13 protein-coding genes and 2 tRNA genes are annotated in these 19,807 nt (G+C 64.6%); 6 read left to right on the forward strand and 9 right to left on the reverse strand.

Annotated features, from left to right (window positions below; translation table 11 throughout):
- Positions 1-56: 56 nt before the first annotated feature.
- Both dinB and ACFPOU_RS05810 read right to left on the reverse strand, forming a co-directional pair.
- On the reverse strand, positions 57-1,133 hold the full coding sequence (gene dinB / locus ACFPOU_RS05805; RefSeq protein WP_379718115.1) for a DNA polymerase IV: 1,077 nt from the start codon (positions 1,131-1,133) through the stop codon (positions 57-59).
- 128 nt (positions 1,134-1,261) lie between these two features.
- Positions 1,262-3,043: a S8 family serine peptidase gene (locus ACFPOU_RS05810; RefSeq protein ID WP_379718117.1), complete on the reverse strand. Its 1,782-nt coding sequence runs from the start codon at positions 3,041-3,043 to the stop codon at positions 1,262-1,264.
- 610 nt (positions 3,044-3,653) lie between these two features.
- Here ACFPOU_RS05810 and ACFPOU_RS05815 point away from each other — a divergent pair.
- The 3 genes from ACFPOU_RS05815 to ACFPOU_RS05825 all read left to right on the forward strand — a co-directional run bounded on the left by ACFPOU_RS05815 (position 3,654) and on the right by ACFPOU_RS05825 (position 6,724).
- Positions 3,654-3,729 (forward strand) — tRNA-Val (locus ACFPOU_RS05815).
- A 36-nt stretch (positions 3,730-3,765) separates the two neighbouring features.
- Positions 3,766-3,842, forward strand: a tRNA-Asp gene (locus ACFPOU_RS05820).
- 155 nt (positions 3,843-3,997) lie between these two features.
- The gene (locus ACFPOU_RS05825) at positions 3,998-6,724 is read left to right on the forward strand and encodes a PAS domain-containing hybrid sensor histidine kinase/response regulator (protein ID WP_379718119.1); all 2,727 of its coding nucleotides are present in this window, start codon (positions 3,998-4,000) and stop codon (positions 6,722-6,724) included.
- A 128-nt stretch (positions 6,725-6,852) separates the two neighbouring features.
- Here ACFPOU_RS05825 and ACFPOU_RS05830 read toward each other — a convergent pair whose 3' ends face one another.
- From ACFPOU_RS05830 to ACFPOU_RS05850, 5 genes are all read right to left on the reverse strand, one after another.
- A complete protein-coding gene (locus tag ACFPOU_RS05830) occupies positions 6,853-9,042 on the reverse strand; it encodes a YgiQ family radical SAM protein (RefSeq protein ID WP_379718999.1) in 2,190 nt (729 codons plus the stop codon).
- A 164-nt stretch (positions 9,043-9,206) separates the two neighbouring features.
- On the reverse strand, positions 9,207-9,491 hold the full coding sequence (locus tag ACFPOU_RS05835) for a DUF4404 family protein (RefSeq protein ID WP_379718121.1): 285 nt from the start codon (positions 9,489-9,491) through the stop codon (positions 9,207-9,209).
- A gap of 7 nt (positions 9,492-9,498) precedes the next feature.
- Positions 9,499-9,714, reverse strand: coding sequence for a VF530 family protein (locus ACFPOU_RS05840; protein WP_379718123.1), 216 nt, complete (start codon positions 9,712-9,714; stop codon positions 9,499-9,501).
- A 114-nt stretch (positions 9,715-9,828) separates the two neighbouring features.
- A complete protein-coding gene (locus ACFPOU_RS05845; protein ID WP_379718125.1) occupies positions 9,829-11,991 on the reverse strand; it encodes a M3 family metallopeptidase in 2,163 nt (720 codons plus the stop codon).
- A 141-nt stretch (positions 11,992-12,132) separates the two neighbouring features.
- On the reverse strand, positions 12,133-14,268 hold the full coding sequence (locus ACFPOU_RS05850) for a M3 family metallopeptidase (protein WP_379718127.1): 2,136 nt from the start codon (positions 14,266-14,268) through the stop codon (positions 12,133-12,135).
- A 316-nt stretch (positions 14,269-14,584) separates the two neighbouring features.
- On the opposite strand from ACFPOU_RS05850, the gene ACFPOU_RS05855 reads away from it, so the two are divergent.
- Positions 14,585-15,877 carry an FAD-dependent oxidoreductase gene (locus tag ACFPOU_RS05855; RefSeq protein ID WP_379718129.1) on the forward strand — a complete coding sequence of 431 codons (1,293 nt, stop codon included), beginning with the start codon at positions 14,585-14,587 and terminating at the stop codon, positions 15,875-15,877.
- A gap of 7 nt (positions 15,878-15,884) precedes the next feature.
- On the opposite strand, the gene ACFPOU_RS05860 is transcribed toward ACFPOU_RS05855, so the two are convergent.
- Both ACFPOU_RS05860 and ACFPOU_RS05865 read right to left on the reverse strand, forming a co-directional pair.
- Entirely contained in the window at positions 15,885-16,091 is a 207-nt protein-coding gene (locus ACFPOU_RS05860; RefSeq protein ID WP_379718131.1) for a SlyX family protein, read from the reverse strand.
- A gap of 31 nt (positions 16,092-16,122) precedes the next feature.
- The gene (locus tag ACFPOU_RS05865; protein ID WP_379718133.1) at positions 16,123-18,204 is read right to left on the reverse strand and encodes a UvrD-helicase domain-containing protein; all 2,082 of its coding nucleotides are present in this window, start codon (positions 18,202-18,204) and stop codon (positions 16,123-16,125) included.
- Positions 18,205-18,279: 75 nt separating this feature from the next.
- Here ACFPOU_RS05865 and modA point away from each other — a divergent pair, with 75 nt between their 5' ends.
- On the forward strand, positions 18,280-19,050 hold the full coding sequence (gene modA, locus ACFPOU_RS05870) for a molybdate ABC transporter substrate-binding protein (protein WP_379718135.1): 771 nt from the start codon (positions 18,280-18,282) through the stop codon (positions 19,048-19,050).
- Entirely contained in the window at positions 19,047-19,745 is a 699-nt protein-coding gene (modB, locus tag ACFPOU_RS05875) for a molybdate ABC transporter permease subunit (RefSeq protein ID WP_379718137.1), read from the forward strand. The genes modA and modB overlap by 4 nt, the downstream gene beginning before the upstream one ends.
- Positions 19,746-19,807: the final 62 nt, after the last annotated feature.

The following is a 19,807-nucleotide window of genomic DNA, read 5'->3' on the forward strand; positions in this document are numbered from 1 at the left end:
GAACGACATTCTACACGCTGAGCGCCGCCTATTTTCGGGTGGCAACAGCGCCTTTTTTAATGTGTTGCATGTTCGTCAAACAGGTTGAGCTGTTCGACGTGTTCGGTCTCGCCCAGGCGCACGCCCACGCCCAGCAGGCGCACGGGGCGGCTGGCGCGCAGCCAGCCGGTTTCCATCAGCCGGGCAAAGGTCGGCAGGTGTGGCGCATGGCCCACGCACTCGACGGTGGTCTGCTGGAAGTTCGAGAATTTAATCTTGACGAACAGCTTGTTGATGCATTTTTCGGCGCCGGCCCGCCCGATACGGCCCAGCAGGTGCTGGTAGAGCTCGGGCAGCAGCGCCAGGCAGGCGGGCAAGTCCGGCACGTCGTTCGTGTAGGTCTCTTCGGTACTGACCGACTTGCGCTCGCGCTCGGCGCGCACTTCGCGGTTGTCGATGCCGCGGCATAAGTCGTGCAGGCGCGCGCCGAAACTGCCGAAGTGGTGCTGCAATTGCTGCATCGTCCAGCCGCGCAAATCCAGGCAGGTTTGCGCGCCCAGCTGATTGAGCTTGGCCGCCGTGACCTTGCCGACGCCGTGCAGCTTCTTGACCGGCAACGCCGACACGAAGGCATCGACTTCTTCCGGACGCACGAGAAACAGGCCGTCGGGCTTGTTCCAGTCGCTGGCGATCTTGGCCACGAACTTGTTGGGTGCGACGCCGGCCGAGGCGGTGATGCCGACGGTCTCGAAGATGCGGCGGCGGATTTCCTGCGCGATCAGGGTGGCGCTGCCCTTGCAGTGCGCGGAAGTGGACACGTCCAGATAAGCTTCGTCGAGCGAAAGCGGTTCCACGAGGTCGGTGTAGTCGGCATAGATCTCCATGATCTGGCGCGAGGCGATGCGGTATTTTTCCATCGCCGGCGGGATGACCAGCAGTTCCGGACAGCGTTTCATCGCTTGCGCGGTGGCCATCGCCGAATGGATGCCGTAGCGGCGCGCCTCGTAGTTGCAGGTCGCCACCACGCCGCGCTGGTCGGGACGGCCGCCGACGGCGAGCGGACGCCCGCGCAGCGACGGGTCGTCGCGCATCTCGACCGACGCGTAGAAGCAGTCGCAATCGCAATGGATGATTTTACGTGCGGGGGGGTTCACTCTGGCGGCGGCCGGGGCCGACTACTGTCATTTCGTACAGTATCTCGTCAATTGGGGTTTGGTGCAAGGGCAAAAAAAAGACGCGCGGCAAGCCGCGCGTCCGATCGAGCCGACGACGGAAGCGTCGATTACCAGGTCAGTTTCAGCGTGTACTTGCCGTTGGTCGAACCGGTGCCGCCGCTGTAGTACTTGACGCGCACGTAGCGTGCGGCGGTGGAGGTGGTCGTGTTCGTCACGGTCGCGGTGTCGGTGACGCCGGCGCCGCCTTCGGCCGCGGCCAGCAGTGTACCTGCGCTGTTGTAGATGTACACGTCGTAGTCCGAGGTCGACAGGCCAGGCGTCATCGATGCCGACAGCGTCTTACCGGCCGGCAGTTGTACGACGAAATAGTCCGAGTCGGTTGAGGCGCTCATGGTGCCGTTGACGGTGGTGCCGGTGGTGCTGATCGCGTTCGCGGTCGAGATCGTGTTGTTCGACTCGGTTTCCGAGATCGTCGGACCGGCCGGCGCCGTGGTGGCCGCGGCCGCGGCCGCCGTCGCGTCGACGATACCGGTGCCGCAGCTCGTGCACGTGCCCGGGAAGGCGCGTGCCGTGCTCTTGAGCTTCGATTCGATCTCGTCCGGGGTCAATGCGCTGTTACGGGCCAACATCAGCGCGGCCACGCCGGCCACGTGCGGGGTCGCCATCGAGGTGCCCTGGTAGCCGGCATAGTTGTCCGCGGCCGGTGCCTGGGTACCGGCATTCAGGGTCGACAGGATGTAGCCGTTGGCATCGCCGCCGGGAGCGGCGACGTCGACCACGGCGCCGTAGTTCGAGTACGGTGCGCGGGCGCCATTGCGGTTGGTGGCGGCGACCGTCACGACGCCGGCGCAGTTGGCCGGATTCGAATTGCTGGCGTTGACGTTCTCGTTACCGGCCGCGACGATGACGACGGTGCCGCGCGAGCGTGCGCTGTTGATCGCGTTCTGGGTCGTGGTGCCGCAGGCGCCGCCGCCGCCGAGCGACATGTTGATCACTTGTGCACGAGCAGCGATGTTCGGAACGCCGGCAACGGCGCCGCCCGACGACCAGATGATCGCGTCGGCGATGTCGGAGGTATAGCCGCCGCACTTGCCGAGCACGCGCACCGGCACGATCTTGGCGCCGTAGGCAACGCCGGACACGCCCACGCCGTTGTTGGTGGCCGCGGCCACGGTGCCTGCCACGTGGGTGCCGTGCCAGCTCGAATTCGACGCCGGGTCGCCGGCGGCGCACTCGTTGGCGGCGGTCCAGTCACCCGGGTCGGAAGCGTCGCTGTCGCGGCCGCCGCCGTCGTTGGCGATGGCAGCGTCGGAAATGAAGTCGTAGCCGGCCAGGATCTGGCCGGAGAGGTCGGCATGGGCACGGATACCGGTATCGATGACGGCAACGCGCACGCCGACGCCGGTCGTCGTGTCCCAGGCAGCCGGCAGGCGCAGGCCGCCGGTGGCTTCGAAGTAATGCCATTGCTGGGCGTACATCGGGTCGGTCGGCGTGGCCTTCTTGGTCATGATACGGTCGGGCTCAGCGTATTCGATCGAGGCGTCGCGCGCCATCATCTCCCTGGCCAGCGCTTCGACATCCTTGACCGAGGCCTTGCGGTCGATCTTGAACACGTGCGCGCCGGTGGCGGTCGTGCGCAGCGCCTGCAGGCGCAGGCCGAACTCCTGGCCGGCACGGTCGGCGATCGCCTGGCGTGCGGCGGTCATCGCGGTGGCCACGCGTGCCTTGGCGGCGCCGACGCTGGCGTCCTTGTACTTGACGATCAGGCGGTCGGTATTGAGGATGAACTGCGAGGTCGCCGTCGCCTGTGCATCGGGAGCGATCCCGGCGGCATTGGCGCCCGCGAGCGAGCCGGTGGCGATGGAGACTGCGACTGCAACTTTCAACAAGCACGGGTGAATCGAATGCGTCGACTTCATGTTGAGCCCTTCGTGTGTAGTTTTTCCGTCAAGGCAGGTAGTGCCCTGGTTTATGGTTTTCGGCGATAACCGAAATGCCCTCGAACTGGCGGCTGAGAAAATGTACTGCGGAGTAATCATGCATGTCGGGAATTTCCTGCTGATTGATGCAATTTCGCAACGGTTTGAACGGTTGACTTAACAAAAACATCGTTTATTTGCACATGTTGACTGTGCGCCAAATAACATATGGCCCATTTTCATTATCATCGTCGCAACAATCCTTACTGTGCAATAAGACAAGACAACTTATTGTCAAATAGATATGCAAATAGCGTTCCTTGGCCTAGTGCGCCGGTCCCTGCCCGTCTTTTTTGTATCGATCTGTAATCCGTCAGCCTCGTGTAATCATTGGCAGGACGACTAACTCGGCTGGAAATAAGTCTGAATATGCGCGGGCAGAACCGCGGGCGGTGCAAGGTGGCGGGTGTCCCTTCCATTTTTTTAGAAAAACCCTTGCACATCCTTGGAGCCATACGCTATGATTCGGGCCTCTTCAGACGCGGTGACAAGCGTCGGATGAAACTGGAAACGGCAGGCCGGGCGCTTAGCTCAGTTGGTAGAGCGGATCCCTTACAAGGATTAGGTCGGGAGTTCGAGCCTCTCAGCGCCCACCAGATTCAGTTTGCAATGAAGAACCGATCAGTAAAAACGGAGCGGTAGTTCAGTTGGTTAGAATACCGGCCTGTCACGCCGGGGGTCGCGGGTTCGAGCCCCGTCCGCTCCGCCAGCATCAATGAAAAAGGGCCGACTTGTCGGTCCTTTTTCGTTTCCGCTGTTCTTTTCATCCTCCGCCAGGCCTCTGCACGTCCCCGGTGCGCAGAGGCCAAGTAAACCGTGTAAGCTTACAGGCCGCTCATTCCCGGCGCTTCCCGGCATCCCCCCATGCAGCAAGACATTACGACCGATCCCATCATCGACACCAATGCCCTCGGTCTGCAACTGTTCGAGAGCAGCCCCGATTGCGTGAAATTGCTCAGCAACGAGGGCCAGGTGCTGGCGATGAACAAGAACGGCCTGTGCGCCATGGAAATCGACGATTTCAGTTCCTTCGCCGGCTCCATGTGGCGTAGCTTGTGGCCGCAGGAAAGCCAGGACAAGATCGACGCCGCCATCGCTATGGCGCGCGCCGGCGGCACCGCGCAGGTGAAAGCGTTCTGCCCGACCGCCAAGGGTTCGCCGCGCTGGTGGGAAGTGGTCGTCTCCGCCGTCCATGGCGACGATGGCCGCCTGTCAAACCTGCTGGCGGTCTCGCGCGACGTCACCGCCGCGCACGAGGCCGGCCTGCAGCGCGAACGCCTGCTGCGCGAAGTACAGGCCGCCAACGCGCGCATGACCGACATCTTCCACCAGGCGCCGGCCTTCATGTCCGTGTTCAAGGGGCCGGAGCACGTCTATGAAATGGTCAACGAGCGCTACCTGCAACTGGTCGGCAAGCGCGACCTGATAGGCCAGCCGATCCGCCAGGCCCTGCCGGAAATCGACGGCCAGGGGTTCTTCGAACTGCTCGACCAGGTCTACCGCAGCGGCCGGCAATTCGTCGGCACCGACATGCCGGTCATGCTCCAGCGCCATCCCGGCGCGGCACTGGAACGGCGTTTCGTCGACATGGTCTTCACCGCCCTGCGCGACGCCGACGGCGAGATCACCGGCTTGCTGGTGCACGGCGTCGACCAGACCGACCGCAAGCTGGCCGAGCAGCGCTTGTTCGACAGCCGCGAACGCTTCGCGAAAATCGTCGCCCAGGCCGCCACCGGCGTGGTCGAGTTGGACACGCAGGGGCGGATCACCCTGGTCAACCAGAAGTATTGCGACATGCTCGGCTACACCGAGTCCGAGCTGACCGGCGCAAGCGTGGCCGACGTGACGGCGCCCGATTCGCTCGAGCCGACCCTCGACCGCATCGCCGCCCTGAAGGCCGGCGGTCCCGGCTTCGTGATCGACAAGCATTACCTGCGCAAGGACGGCTCGACGATGTCGGCCACCAGCAGCGTCAACGCCCTGCGCGGGCCCGATGGCGAATTCCAGGGCCTGGTGGCGATCGTGCTCGACACGACCGAGACCGAGGAAGCCGCGGCCAAGCTGCGCGCCAGCGAGGAACGCTACCGCACCCTGTTCGAATCGATGGACCAGGGTTTCGCCATCCTCGAGATGATGTTCGACGAGGAGGGCGCGCCGTTCGACTACCGCTTCCTGGAAATGAATGCGATGTTCGAGCGCCACACGGGCCTGGCCGACGCCACCGGCAAGACGGCGCGCGAACTGTTACCGGATCTCGACCGCTTCTGGTTCGATACCTATGGCAAGGTCGCGCTTACCGGCGAAGCGGTGCGCTTCGAAAACGAAGTAACCGCCCTCGGTCGCTGGTTCGACGTCTACGCCACCCGTCTCGGCGGCGCCGACAGCCGCAAGGTGGCCTTGCTGTTTACCGACATCACGGCACGCCGCCAGTCGCAGGAACAGCTGCGCCAGCTGGCGGCGGACCTGTCCGATGCCGACCGCCGCAAGACCGAGTTCCTGGCGACGCTCGCGCACGAACTGCGCAATCCGTTGGCGCCGATCCGCAGCGGCCTTGGCGTCATGCGCCTGGCGGGCGACAATCCGGCGGCTGTTGTGAAGGTGCGCGAGATGATGGAGCGGCAAGTGGGCCACATGGTGCACCTGATCGACGACCTGCTCGACATCGCCCGTATCAGCGGCGGCAAGCTCGAACTCAAGCGCAAGCGCGCCGACCTCAAACGCGTGCTCGCCAGCGCCGTCGAAACCAGCCAGCCCCTGATCGAGGCCGCGCGCCACCAGCTGCAGGTGACGCTGCCGGACGCGCCCCTGACGATCGACGCCGACGTCACCCGCATCGCCCAGGTAGTGGCCAACCTGCTCAACAACGCCGCGAAATACACGCCGGCCGGCGGGCGCATCGACTTGTCGGTGCGCCAGGACGGCGCCATGGCGGTGATCGCGGTGCGCGACAGCGGCGTCGGCATTCCCGCCGATTCCATCAACAGCGTGTTCGACATGTTCAAGCAGGTCGAGCGCCACATGGAACGCGCACAGGGCGGTCTCGGCATCGGGCTGTCCCTGGTGCGGCGCCTGGTCGAGATGCATGGCGGCTCGGTCGGCGCGGCCAGCGCCGGCGTTGGCCAGGGCAGTACCTTCGAGGTGCGCCTGCCGCTGGCAAGCGGCGCCGTCGCCGCCGCGCCGCCGCGCCCGCATGACGCTCACGTCCCGTCGGGCCGGACCGAAGGCATCCGCATCCTGGTCGTGGACGACAACGTCGACGCGGCCCTGACGCTGTCGATGATCCTCGAAGCGGGCGGGCACGTGACGCGCGTGGTCCACGACGGCATCGCGGCCCTGGCCGCGGCGCCGGAATTCCTGCCGCAGCTTGCCTTCCTCGATATCGGCATGCCCGGCCTGAACGGCTACGAAACAGCCAGCGCCATGCGCCGCACGCCGGGACTGGAAAACGTGACGCTGGTCGCCCTGACCGGCTGGGGCACCGAAAGCGACCGCCTGCGCTCGGCCAAGGCCGGGTTCGACCACCACCTGACGAAACCGGCGCAGATGCAGGCCTTGCAGGATCTGCTGAGCCGGTTGCAGCGCACCGACTGAACCGGCGCTGCGCTTGCCCGAAACGGCAAGCGCCACGCCCGTGCAAGGCGACGGAGAAAAGCCGGTCCGCGCATCGAGCGGGGACCGGCTTGTTGCAAAACTTGATGGGGGCGCTTCGATGGATGCGTCTATTTACGCGGCCCCTTCGGTTTGGCCTTGATGGTCGCCAGGATCGACGGCCGCGCCCGTTCGGGTGAGGCCGCCGCGGCGCGTGCCCCCGCCGCCGGTGCCCGCTGCGGCTGGCGTTTGACGGCGGCGATGGATGGCGGCTGGGGCGCCGGCATGCCGCCCTGGCGCTTGCGGTCGCCGGCCAGGGCCGTCCCATTGTCCTCGGACGGGTGCCAGGCCGGCACCAGGTGGCGCTCGCCATTGCCGATCAGGTCGCCGCGGCCCATCTTGACCAGGGCCTCGCGCAGGATCGGCCAGTTCTCCAGGTGGTGGTAGCGCAGGAAGGCTTTATGGGCCTTCCTCATCTTGCCGCTGCGCGCCGTTTCGACGACTTCCGATTCCTCGGTCACCTTTTTCAGCGGATTCTTGCGCGTATGGTACATCGTCGTCGCCATCGCCATCGGGGTCGGCGTGAAGGTCTGGACCTGGTCCAGCTTGAAATTGTTTTTCTTTAGCCAGAGGGCCAGGTTCAGCATGTCCTCGTCGGTCGAGCCGGGGTGGGCCGCGATGAAGTACGGAATCAGGTACTGCTTCTTGCCCGCTTCCAGCGAGTATTTGTCGAACAGGCGCTTGAACTCGTCATAGGCGCCGATGCCCGGCTTCATCATCTTCGACAGCGTCCCCTCTTCCGTGTGTTCCGGCGCAATTTTCAACAGGCCGCCGACGTGGTGCGTGACCAGTTCCTTCACGTATTCGGGAGAGCGCACGGCCAGGTCGTAGCGCAGGCCGGAACCGATCAGGATTTTCTTTACACCGGGAATCGCGCGTGCCTTGCGGTACAGCTGGATCAGCTTGCTGTGGTCGGTACCGAGGTTGCTGCAAATGGTGGGATAGACGCAAGACAGGCGGCGGCAGGATTCCTCGATCGCCTTGTCCTTGCAGGCCAGGCGGTACATGTTCGCGGTTGGGCCGCCGAGGTCGGTGATCGTCCCGGCGAAATTCTTCGTCGTGTCGCGGATCAGCTCGATCTCGCGCAGGATCGACGGTTCCGAGCGGCTCTGGATGATGCGCCCTTCGTGCTCGGTGATCGAGCAGAAGGTGCAGCCGCCGAAGCAGCCGCGCATGATGTTGACCGAATAACGGATCATTTCCCAGGCCGGGATATGGGCCTTGCCGTAGCTCGGGTGCGGATTGCGCGCATACGGCAAGTCGTAGACATTGTCCATCTCATCCATGGCCAGCGGCAGCGGCGGCGCATTCAGCCAGACATCGCGGTCGCCATGGTTCTGCACGAGCGCGCGCGCATTGCCCGGGTTCGATTCGAGGTGGAACACGCGCGAGGCGTGGGCGTACATCACCGGGTCCGTGCTGACGGTCTCGAAGCCCGGCAGGCGCACCACGGTTTTCAGCGCTTTTTCGCGGGCGGCCTGCTGCCGCTGTTCACGCGTCATGATCACGATGGGTTTCAGGACCGGCTCGGGCTGCGCATTCTCGGTGGCGCAGGCCTTGACGTCTTCCTGCGCCATCGCGTACGGATTCGGCTGGGCGTCGATGCGGCCCGGCACGTCGACGCGGGTGGAATTGTGGACCGACCATTCGGCATCCGGCAGCCAGCCCGGCTGCACCAGGAAGGCGGTGCCGCGGATATCCCGGATGTCCCTGATCGATTCGCCGGCCGCGATGCGGCGCGTGACGTCGACCAGCGCGCGTTCGGCGTTACCGAAGATCAGCAGATCGGCTTTCGATTCGAACAGCACCGAACGGCGCACTTTATCCGACCAGTAATCGTAGTGGGCAATGCGGCGCAGCGACGCTTCGATCGAACCGATCACGACCGGCACGCCGGGATAGGCTTCGCGCACGCGCTGGGCGTAGACGGTCACCGCGCGGTCGGGGCGTTTATTCGGCTCGCCGTTCGGGGTATAGGCGTCGTCGGAGCGGATTTTACGGTCGGCCGTGTAGCGGTTGACCATCGAGTCCATGTTGCCGGCAGTGATGCCCCAATACAAATTCGGCTTGCCCAGCGCGCGGAAGGGCTCGGCCGAGTGCCAGTCCGGCTGGCTGATGATGCCGACCCGGTAGCCTTGCGCCTCGAGCAGGCGGCCGACCAGCGCCATGCCGAAGCTCGGATGGTCGATGTAGGCGTCGCCGGTGACGAGGATCACGTCGCACGAATCCCAGCCCAGGGCGTCCATTTCGGCGCGGGTCATCGGGAGGAAGGGCGCGGCGGCTGCGCGGCTGGAGCGTTTCGGGACGCTCGCGAAGAGATTGGCTGGGGAGTTCATTGGCCGGTATTCTACCGGAAAACCGGTTACCCGGCTGCTCCCCGCCGTGAAAATGGCTTATCTATCAATGACTTGTGGATGAGGAACGTCTAAATCCCCATGCTCGAGAGCATATTGCCGAGTTCGCGCAGGGCCGAGGCCACGTTTGGATGGCGCGCGGTAAACCGGGCGCTCAGCTCCTGGGTACGCGAACCGAGGCCATAGGTATTGGCGTCGAGATCGGCATTGGCGCGGCGCTCGAGCACCTGCTTGATGTCGCCGTCGAGCTGGCGCAGCAGCATCTGCAGTTCTTCGTCGACCTCGTCGGTGTCGGCCAGGCTGCGGTGCAGCGTTTTCAGGTGCGCCTTCAGGTTCGAATCGTTCTCGTTCAGCATGTCGTTCTCACTGGTTGGTGAAGCGGGTCGCGAGGTACAAGGCCTCGACCTGCTCGCGCGCCCAAGGCGTGCGGCGCAAAAACTTCAGGCTCGACTTGATGCTCGGATCTTTCTGGAAGCAATTGATATCGATCCGGCGGCCGAGTCCCTCCCAGCCGTATTGGTCGACGAGGCGGGTTAACAGGGATTCTAAAGTAATACCGTTCAAGGATTGAACACTCATCGCTGCACTTTGTTTCGAAAAGGGACTTTGATGCAGTTTATACACCGGATGACGGGGGCCGTGAAAAAAACGCGTGGCGACGGTGCCGGCACCGGGGCACCGTCGCCGCGCCGGTTACTGCCCCGTCAAGCCACGCCGCTCCAGCAGCGGCCCTACCCGCGCATCGCGTCCGCTGAAATTGCGGTACATCTGCATCGCGTCGAGCGTGCCGCCGCGCGAGAGCAGGGTCTTGCGGAAGTGGTCGCCGTTCTTGCGCGTCAGGCCGCCATTTTCCTTGAACCAGTTCACGGTATCGGCGTCCAGCTTCTCCGCCCACAGGTAGCCGTAATAGCCCGACGAATAGCCGCCCGAGAACACGTGCGAGAAATACGTGGTGCGGTAGCGCGGCGGCACCGGGGCGAAATCGACGCCGGCTTTCTTCAGGGCCGCCGCTTCGAAGGCCAGCACGTCGGTCGGAATCTGCGATGGGCTCAGCTGGTGCCAGCTCTGGTCGAGCAGCGAGGCGGCCAGGTACTCGGTGGTGCGGAAGCCTTCGTTGAACTGCTGCGAGGCCTGCACCTTGTCCAGCAACTCCTTGGGCATCGGCGCGCCGGTCTGGTAATGCCTGGCGTAGTTGGCCAGCACTTCCGGATAGACCATCCACATTTCGTTCACTTGCGAGGGGAACTCGACATAGTCGCGCGGCACGCGCGAGCCCGAGAAGCGCGGGTATTTCACGTTCGAGAACATGCCGTGCAGCGCGTGGCCGAATTCGTGGAAGGTGGTGCGCACTTCATCGTAGGTGAGCAGGGTCGGCTCGCCCGCGGCCGGTTTCGCCACGTTCAGGTTGTTGGCGATGACCGGTTTCGTGCCCAGCAGCGCGCTCTGGCCGACCAGGGCGTTGGCCCAGGCGCCGCCGCGCTTGTTGGCGCGCGCGTACGGGTCGAAGGTGAAGATGGCCAGCTTCGAACCGTCGGCATCGAACACGTCGAAGGTGCGCACGTCTTCATGGTAAGTAGGTAAATCCTTGCGTTCCTTGAAGGTGATGCCGAATTCCTTGGTGGCCGCGAAGAAGACGCCGTCGACCAGCACGCGGTTCAGTTCGAAATACGGACGCAGCTGCGCCGCGTCGAAGGCGTAGCGCCGGGCGCGCACCTTGTCGCTGTAGAAGGCCCAGTCGTGGGCGGCGAGCTGGAAACCGCCCTTCTCGGCATCGATGACTTTCTGGATCTCGGCCGCTTCCTTGCGTGCGTTGTTGACGGCCGGCTTGGCGAATTCGGCCAGCAGGCTGTTGACCGCTTTCGTGGTCTTCGCGGTCTGGTCTTCGAGCATGTAGGCCGCGTGGCTCGGATAGCCCAGCAGGGCCGCGCGTTGCGCGCGCAGCTTCGCGATCTGCAGCACTTCGTCGCGGTTGTCGAACTCGCCGCCGCGCGAACCGCGCGCGGTCGACGCCGCCAGCAGCCTTTCGCGGGTGGCGCGGTTGGTCAGGAGCGACAAGCCGGCCTGGCCGGTCGTGTTGACGACGGGAATGGCGAACTTGCCGTCCATGCCGCGCCGTTTCGCTTCCGCCGCGGCGGCGTCGATCTGCTTGTCGGACAGGCCGGCCAGTTCCGCGCGGGTGTCGACGATCAGCGCCGAAGCGTTCGATTCGTTCAGCACGTTTTGCGCGAACGCGGTCTGCAGGCTCGCCAGCTCGCTGTTGTAGGCCTTCAGCTTTTCCTTGTCCGCATTCGACAGCTTGGCGCCCGCGCGCACGAAATCGGTGTGGTAGCGCTCGAGCAGGTAGGCGGACTCGGCATCGAGCTTGAGCTTGGCGCGCTTGTCGTACAGCGACTTGATGCGCGCGTACAGTGCCGGGTTCAGGCGGATCGCGTCGCCATGCGCCGACAGCTTCGGCGCCATCTCCTTGTCCAGGGCCTTGAGCGTGTCGTTGGTGTACGAGCCCGACAGGGTGCCGAAGACGATGCCGACGCGGTTGAGCAGCTGGCCCGAGCGCTCCATCGCCACGATCGTGTTCTCGAAGGTCGGCGCGGCGCGGTTGGCGGCGATCGCCTCGATCTCGGCCGCCTGCTGGCGCATGCCTTCCAGGTAGGCCGGAGCGAAGTGCTCGTTCTTGATCTTGTCGAAGGCGGGGTATTCGAGCGGCAGCGTGCTTTTCGCGGCGAACGGGTTCGACGCGTCGAAGACGGTGGACGGCTGGGTGTGGGTGGCGGGCGCGGGCTGCGCCGCAGGCTGGGCATGGGCCAGGTTGGCCATGGCGACGCTGGCGGCAAGCAGCAGGAGGTGAGGACGGTTCATGAAGTCTCGTTGATGATCTGTTGATTTGTTGCAGGAACGCGCAGGCGACCAAGTACTCGCCCGCGCGTGAAAATCGTGTGTGAATCGTGTGTGAATCGTGTGTGAATCGTGGCGCGTGGGCTCGGAGAACCCACGCGTGCATCAGTTGCCCGTCAACCCACGGCGTTCCAGCAGCGGCTCGATCACCGGATCACGCCCGCGGAAATCCTTGAACAGGTTCATCGCCTCGGTGGTTCCGCCGCGCGAGAGCAGGGTCTTGCGGAAGTGGTCGCCGTTCTTGCGCGACAAGCCGCCATTTTCCTTGAACCACTCGACCGTGTCGGCGTCGAGCTTTTCGCTCCACAGGTAGGCGTAGTAGCCGGCCGAATAGCCGCCGTTCATCGAGTGCGAAAAATAGGTCGTGCGGTAGCGCGGCGGCACCGGGGCGAAGTCGACGCCGGCGCCCTTCAACGCGGCGGCCTCGAAGGCCAGTACATCGGTGGGGATCTGCGCCGGGGTCAGCTGGTGCCAGCGCTGGTCGATCAGCGACGCGGCCAGGTATTCGCTGGTCATGAAGCCCTGGTTGAACTTCTTCGACGCGATCACCTTGTCCAGCAATTCCTTCGGCATCGGCGCGCCGGTCTTGTGGTGCCTGGCGTAGTTCGACAGCACCTCGGGCCAGATGGCCCACATCTCGTTGACCTGCGACGGATACTCGACGAAGTCGCGCGGCACGTTGGTGCCCGAGAAGTGCGGGTATTTCACGTTCGAGAACATGCCGTGCAGCGCGTGGCCGAACTCGTGGAACATGGTGCGCACCTCGTCGTAGGTGAGCAGGGTCGGCTCGCCCGCGGGCGGCTTCGGAATGTTCTGGTGGTTGCCCACGACCGGCTGCTTGCCCAGCAAATGCGACTGCGAGACGTATTCGTTCATCCAGGCGCCGCCCTGCTTGTTGCCGCGCGCGTAAGGGTCGAACAGGAAGATGGCCAGCTGCTTGCCGTCGGCGTCGATGACGTCGAAGGTACGCACGTCCGGGTCGTAGACCGGCAAGTCCTTGCGTTCCTTGAACGTGATGCCGTATTCCTTGGTGGCGGCGAAGAAGACGCCGTTCACCAGCACGTTGTTGAGCTCGAAGTAGGGGCGCAGCTGGTTTTCGTCGAAGTTGTACCTGGCCGCGCGCACCTTGTCGGCGTAATAGGCCCAGTCGTGGGCGGCGATCTGGAAGCCGCCCTTCTCGGCGTCGACGATCTTCTGCATCTCGGCCGCTTCCTTGCGCGCGTTGCCGATCGCCGGCTTGGCCAGCTCGGCCAGCAGTTGGTTCACGGCGGCCGGGTTCTTCGCCGTTTCCAGTTCCTGCGAATAGGCCGCGTAGTTGGGGTAGCCGAGCAGGGTCGCGCGCTCGGCGCGCAGTTTGACCAGTTTCAGCACCAGCTCGCGCGCGTCGAATTCGCCGCCGCGCGAACCGCGGTTCATCGAGGCGGCCTGCAGGCGCTCGCGCACCGCACGATTCGTCAGGCTCGCCAGCGGCGCCTGGATGGTCGTGTTGGCCAGCGTGATGACGTACTTGCCGTCCAGGCCGCGCTTCTTCGCTTCCGCGGCGGCCGCCGTGATCTCGGCATCGGACATGCCGGCCAGTTCGGCGCGGGTGTCGAGCACCAGCGCCGAGGCATTCGCTTCCTTCAGCACGCGCTGCGAGAACTCCGACTGCAGGGAGGCGATCTGGCCGTTGTAGCGTTTGAGCTTTTCCTTGTCGGCGCCCGATAACTTGGCGCCGGCGCGCACGAATTCCTTGTAGTAGCGCTCGAGCAGGAACAGCGATTCCGCGTCCAGGCCCAGCTTGTCGCGCCTGGCGTGCAGGGTCTCGACGCGCTTGAACAGCTTCGGGTTCAGGTAGATCGCATCGTTGTGGGCCGCCAGTTTCGGCGACATCTCGCGGTCGACCGCGTCCAGGCGGTCGTTCGTATTGGCGGTCTGCAGGTTCGAGAACACGGCGGACACGCGCGCCAGCATCTGGCCGGAACGCTCCATCGCCACGATCGTGTTCTCGAAGGTCGGCGCCCTGGTATTGTCGGCGATACCCGCCACTTCGCGCAGCTGCTCGCGCATGCCGGCGGCATAGGCCGGCAGGAAGTGCTCGTCCTTGATCTTGTCGAAGGCCGGGTAGTTCAACGGCAAGGCGCTCGGCCTGGCGAAGGGGTTGGAGGCGTCGAGCGCGGTGCCGGATCCGGCAGGCGCTGCAAAGGCCGCGCCGGCGACTGCCAGGCTGGCTGCGATGATGAGCATTTGTGGACGATTCATGGTCTCTCTCACGGACACGAAAAAGGCTGCCGCGGGATCGCCGCGGGCAGATGCGCGCCAGATCATAGCAGGCTTTATTGTCGTGCCGGCACAGTGAAACAAACTGCATACAAAAATGTATAGACGACTTATCCGGACTGGGGTTCCGCCACGGACGCCCCTGGTCGCAGCGCCCTCGGATGCTTGTACGGCGGCAGCCGGACAAGGATCACGCGAGCGTGTTCCCGCTGGTGGTGACGCACGGTCCGAGGTCGGTGCTGCCGTCGAACAAGTAGGCCCGTGGTAGCATCGGGGCCCCGCCTTCGCCCTCTCTGCCATGCTGCCCATTGTTCGTCCCTCGTATGATGCGATCGTCGTCGGCAGCGGTCCCGGCGGCGCCGGCACGGCGCGCGAACTGGCCAGGCGCGGCATGCGCGTGCTGGTGCTGGAGCAGGGCCGCGCCGATCCCCTGAAAGGAACCGTGGGGCAGATGGCCGCGATGGCCGCCGTGCCCGGCAAGGGCGCCTACCTGCACCGCGACGCCTCGCTGCTGGTGGCCGGCATCACCGCCGGCGGCAGCTCGGCCATCAATTTCGCCACCGCCGCGCCGCCGCCGCGGGCGCTGTTCGCGCGCCACGGCATCGACCTCGCACCGGCGCTGGCCGCCCTGCGCGCCGAACTGCCGATGGCGCCCCTGCCGGACGACTTGATCGGCCCGATGGCGGCGCGCATGATGACGGCCGCGCGCGCCTTGTCGCTCGATTGGCAAAAATTAGAAAAAATGATCCGTCCCGCATCCTGCCGCAGCGGCTGCTGGCGCTGCGTCTACGGCTGCCCCTTCGGCGCCAAGTGGACCGCGCGCGATTTTCTCGACGAGGCCTGCCGCCACGGCGCGCAGCTGGTCGACCGCGCCCGCGTGCTGCGCGTGCTGGTGCAGGATGGCCGCGCGGCCGGGGTCGAAGTGCAGATTGGCGGCAAGCTGCGCACCCTGTCGGCGCCCATCGTGGTGTCGTCCGGCGGCGGCCTGGGCAGCCCGCGCCTGCTGCATGCCTCAGGCCTGGGGCCGCGCGAGTCGTCCTTCTTCAGCGATCCGGTCGTCGCCGTGATGGGCAGCGTCGACGACATCGACGGCGGTGCCGAGGTGCCGATGGCGGCCGGCCTGCACTTGCCCGAAGCGGGCGTCGCGCTGGCCGACCTGACCCTGCCGCAGCCGATGTACCAAGCCTTTGCGCTGCAGGTCGGCCGGATCGACCGCCTGTTTGCGCACCGGCGCACCCTGTCGGTGATGGTCAAGATCCGCGACGCCATCGGCGGGCGCATCGGGCCGCGCTGGGCCGACAAGACGCTGCAGGAGGGCGACCGCAAGAAGCTGGCGCACGGGGTCGGGATGGCGCAGGCGATCCTGCGCGAGGCCGGCGCGCATCACATCTTTACATCCTGGCATTTCGCGGCCCACCCGGGCGGGAGCGTGCGTATCGGGGAAGGCGTCGATGCCGGTTTGCAGACCAGGACGCCGGGGCTGTACGTGTGCGACGCGTCGGTGATTCCCGGACCGTGGGGCTTGCCGCCGACGCTGACCTTGCTGTGCCTCGGCAAACGGCTGGGGATGCGGCTCGCCGGCGTCGCGTAAGGCCGCCTCAGTAATGCGGCGGACGCTCGTTCAGCGGGGTCTGGCGCCCGACCTCGCGCATGGTGCGCAGGTGCTCGGCCAGCTGCTGCACCATCGCTTCGAGCTGGTCGATGCGGCGCGCCTGCTGGTAGACGGTCTGGTTCAGCGAGTCGACCAGGTCTTCCTGGTGCGCCAGCTTGATTTCGATATCGACAAAACGGTCTTCGTGTTCCACGGCGGTTCCTGGCATTTTTCAAGAGCGGGCATTATGACAGCAGCTTGCCGGCATCCGGCTTCGGGGTATTGAGCAAGGCTTTCAAACTCGCCAGGCGGTCCCTGGGACTGATCACCTCGGATTCCAGCGGCACCGCAATGCCCTCGTCCAGCGCCATCTCCTTGATGAAGCGCGACGGGTCGCAATGCACCAGCTCACCGGCGCGCTTTCGCTTCTTGCACCAGGTGATGTGCAGGGTGCGCTGGGCGCGCGTGATGCCGACATACATCAGGCGCCGCTCTTCCTGGATGCGCGCGGCGATCTTTTCGATCGGGTCGTCCGGGTCGCCCTTGTGCGGCAAGATCCCCTCTTCCACGCCGACCAGGTAGACATGCGGGTACTCCAGCCCTTTCGAGGCGTGCAGGGTCGACATGCGCACCGCGTCCGGTTCCTCGTCCTTGCCCTCCAACATCGACATCAGCGCCACCATTTGCGTCAGCTCGAGCAGGTTTTTTTCTTCACCCGTGCCGTCGCGTCCGCCATTGCCGCGCTCCTTGAGCCAGTTGGTAAATTCCATCACGTTCTGCCATTTGCCTTGCGCGGCGCGGTCGTCGAAATTCTCGTACAGGTAATGCTCGTAATTGATCTCTTTCATCATGTCGTCGAGCACTTCGGCGGCATGCTCGCCACTGCCCGACGGCCCCGGGCGGCTGGCGCGCGATTCGAGCTCATTGATGAAATGGCAAAAGTCGCGCAGCGGGTGCAATTGGCGGTCGGCCAGCTTGCCCTCGATCCCGCCTTTCAAGGCCGCTTCGAACAGCGAGCAATTCCACTGTTTTGAAAACTCGCCCAGCACTTCCAGGGTCGCCATGCCGACGCCGCGTTTCGGCGTCGTGATGGCGCGGATGAAGGCCGGGTCGTCGCCGTCGTTCGCGATCAGGCGCAGGTAGGCGATGATGTCCTTGATTTCGGCTTTATCGAAAAAGCTCTGGCCGCCGGAAATCGTGTACGGAATACGTTCCTTGCGCAGCGCCTGCTCGATGATGCGGGCCTGGTGGTTGCCGCGGTACAGGATCGCGAAATCGGTCCATTTATTTTTGCGCTGAAAATGGTCCGCCGAAATCATGATCGCGATCTGGTCGGCTTCCTGCTCGTCGCTTTGCATGCCGAGTACCTTGATCGGCTCGCCCAGGCCGTGTTCGGACCAGAGCGATTTTTCAAACAGCTTCGGATTGTTTCCGATCACGGCATTGGCCGCCTGCAGGATGCGCGTCGTCGAGCGGTAGTTCTGCTCGAGTTTGATCACGCGCAGGTCGGGGAAATCGGTCTGCAGCGTCTTGATGTTTTCGACCGAGGCCCCGCGCCAGGCATAGATCGCCTGGTCGTCGTCGCCGACGGCCGTGAACATCGGCTTCTTGCCGATGCCCGTCACCAGCAATTTCACCAGTTCATACTGGCAGGTATTCGTGTCCTGGTACTCGTCCATCAAGAGGTAGCGCAGTTTCCTCTGCCAGCGGTCGCGGATCGCCTCGTTGTTGCGAAACAGTTCTACCGGCAGGCGGATCAAGTCGTCGAAATCGACCGCCTGGTAGGCGGACAGGGTCGCGACATAGCTGCGGTAGATGCGGCCGGCCTGGGCTTGGTCCTCGTCTTGCGCAGCGCGGATCGCCTCTTCCGGATCGACCAGGCCGTTCTTCCACAAGGAGATCGCATTCTGGATGCGGCGGATTTCCTGTTTATCGGTGGTCAGGCCCAGGTCGGAGACGATCGTGTAGCAGTCGTCGCTGTCCATGATCGAAAAGCGGTCTTTCAAGCCGACCCCGGCCGCTTCCTGGCGCAGGATCTTCACGCCCAGCGAGTGAAAGGTCGATACCGTCAACTGCTTGGCCTGCTTGGGCTGCTTCAGCAGCTTGGCGATGCGCTCCTGCATTTCCAAAGCCGCTTTATTCGTAAACGTCAGGGCGGCGATCGTGCGCGGATCGTAGCCGCGGTCTTCGATCATGTAGGCGATTTTTTGCGTGATCACGCGCGTCTTGCCCGAGCCGGCGCCGGCCAGCACCAGGCAAGGGCCGTCCAGATACAGCGCGGCTTCGCTTTGCGGCCCGTTCAAGCCGAATTTTGGTGCATTGGACATGGGGAATATTCTTGGAGACAGCCGAACAGCGAAGCGAAATCCGAGGCAGATGCGCCCCGCGCTACAATGTTCAGCATGAAAAAATTGCTCATCTTGTTACTGGCATGGACCTGCGCGGGTCCGGCGCTGGCGCGGCCCTTGCTGGTCGCCGCTGCCAGCGATCTCGGCTATTGTATCGATGAACTCGTCGCCGCGTACCGGAAAACGGCGCCGGAGGTTGCGCCGAAGGTCTCGCTTGGCGCATCGGGCAACTTTTTTGCACAAATTCGCAACGGTGCCCCCTTCGAGGTGTTTTTGTCGGCCGACATGGATTACCCGCGCCAGCTGGGCAAGCTGGGCGTGGCCGACGGGGCTACCTTGACACCCTATGCCATCGGCCACATCGCCTTGTGGTCGCTCGACCCGCAAGTCGACCCGGCGCGCGGCCTGGCCGCCCTGGTCGCCGACGCCCGCGTCAAACGGGTGGCGATCGCCAACCCAATCACGGCCCCCTACGGCCGCGCGGCCAAGGCGGCCTTGCTGCGCGCCGGCCTGTGGGACCAAGTCCAGCCGAAACTCGTGGTCGGCGAAAACATCGCCCAGACCGCCCAGTTCGTCCAGACCGGCAATGCGCAACTCGGCATCGTTTCGTTTGCCACCCTGCATGCAAGCAAACTGAAAGCGCTCGGCCGCCATGCGCTGGTGCCAACGGACGGCTTGCCGCCGATCGAGCAAGGCGCGATCGTCACCGGCGCCGGCGCCGGCAACCCCCATGCGGCCGGCTTCGTGCGTTTCCTGGCATCGCGGGAAGCGCGCGCGATCCTGGTGCGCAACGGCTTCGGCGTGCCCGCGGGCGCCGCCGAATGACCGAGTGGCAGTTTCCATCCGAATTGTGGGAGGCCATCGGCCTGACGCTGCGCCTGGCCGCCGTCACCTCGATCGTATTGCTGGTCATCGGTATTCCGCTGGCCAGTTGGCTCAACAACAGCAAGATGCGCGGGATCATTTTTATTGAAACCCTGGTCAGCCTGCCGATCGTGCTGCCGCCGACTGTCATCGGCTTTTATCTGCTGATGCTGATGGCGCCCCAACAACCGGTCGGGGCGGCCTGGGTGTCGGTGTTCGGCCACCCCTTGCCGTTTTCGTTCGCGGGGCTGGTGGCCGGCTCGGTGCTGTACAGCCTGCCGTTCGCGGTGCAGCCCTTCCAGGCGGCGTTTCGCGGTGTCGGACGCGAGCTGGTGCAGTCGGCGCTGGCACTCGGCCTGACCAAGCGCCAAACCTTCCGGACGATCGTGCTGCCGCTGTCGAAACACGGCATCCTGACCGGCGTCTCGCTCAGCTTTGCCCACACGATGGGAGAATTCGGCGTGGTCTTGATGCTGGGTGGAAATATCCCGGGCCAGACCCGGGTGGCGTCGATCGCGCTCTACGATGAAGCGCAGAAGTTGAATTATGGGACGGCGCACGCATATGCGCTGGTATTGCTGGCAATTTCGTTCGCCATCCTGATCGGCATTGCCTTTTTGCAGCGGCGGCAGAACGCGATTTTGCTGTCGAACTAGGACGTCATTTAGGCTACCATCGCCCCTTTGGCGTCCCGCGCCACCCTTGACGAGCACGACAC

This window comes from Massilia jejuensis (genome assembly GCF_042656795.1).
In the GTDB taxonomy this organism is placed as follows: Bacteria; Pseudomonadota; Gammaproteobacteria; order Burkholderiales; family Burkholderiaceae_D; genus Telluria; species Telluria jejuensis.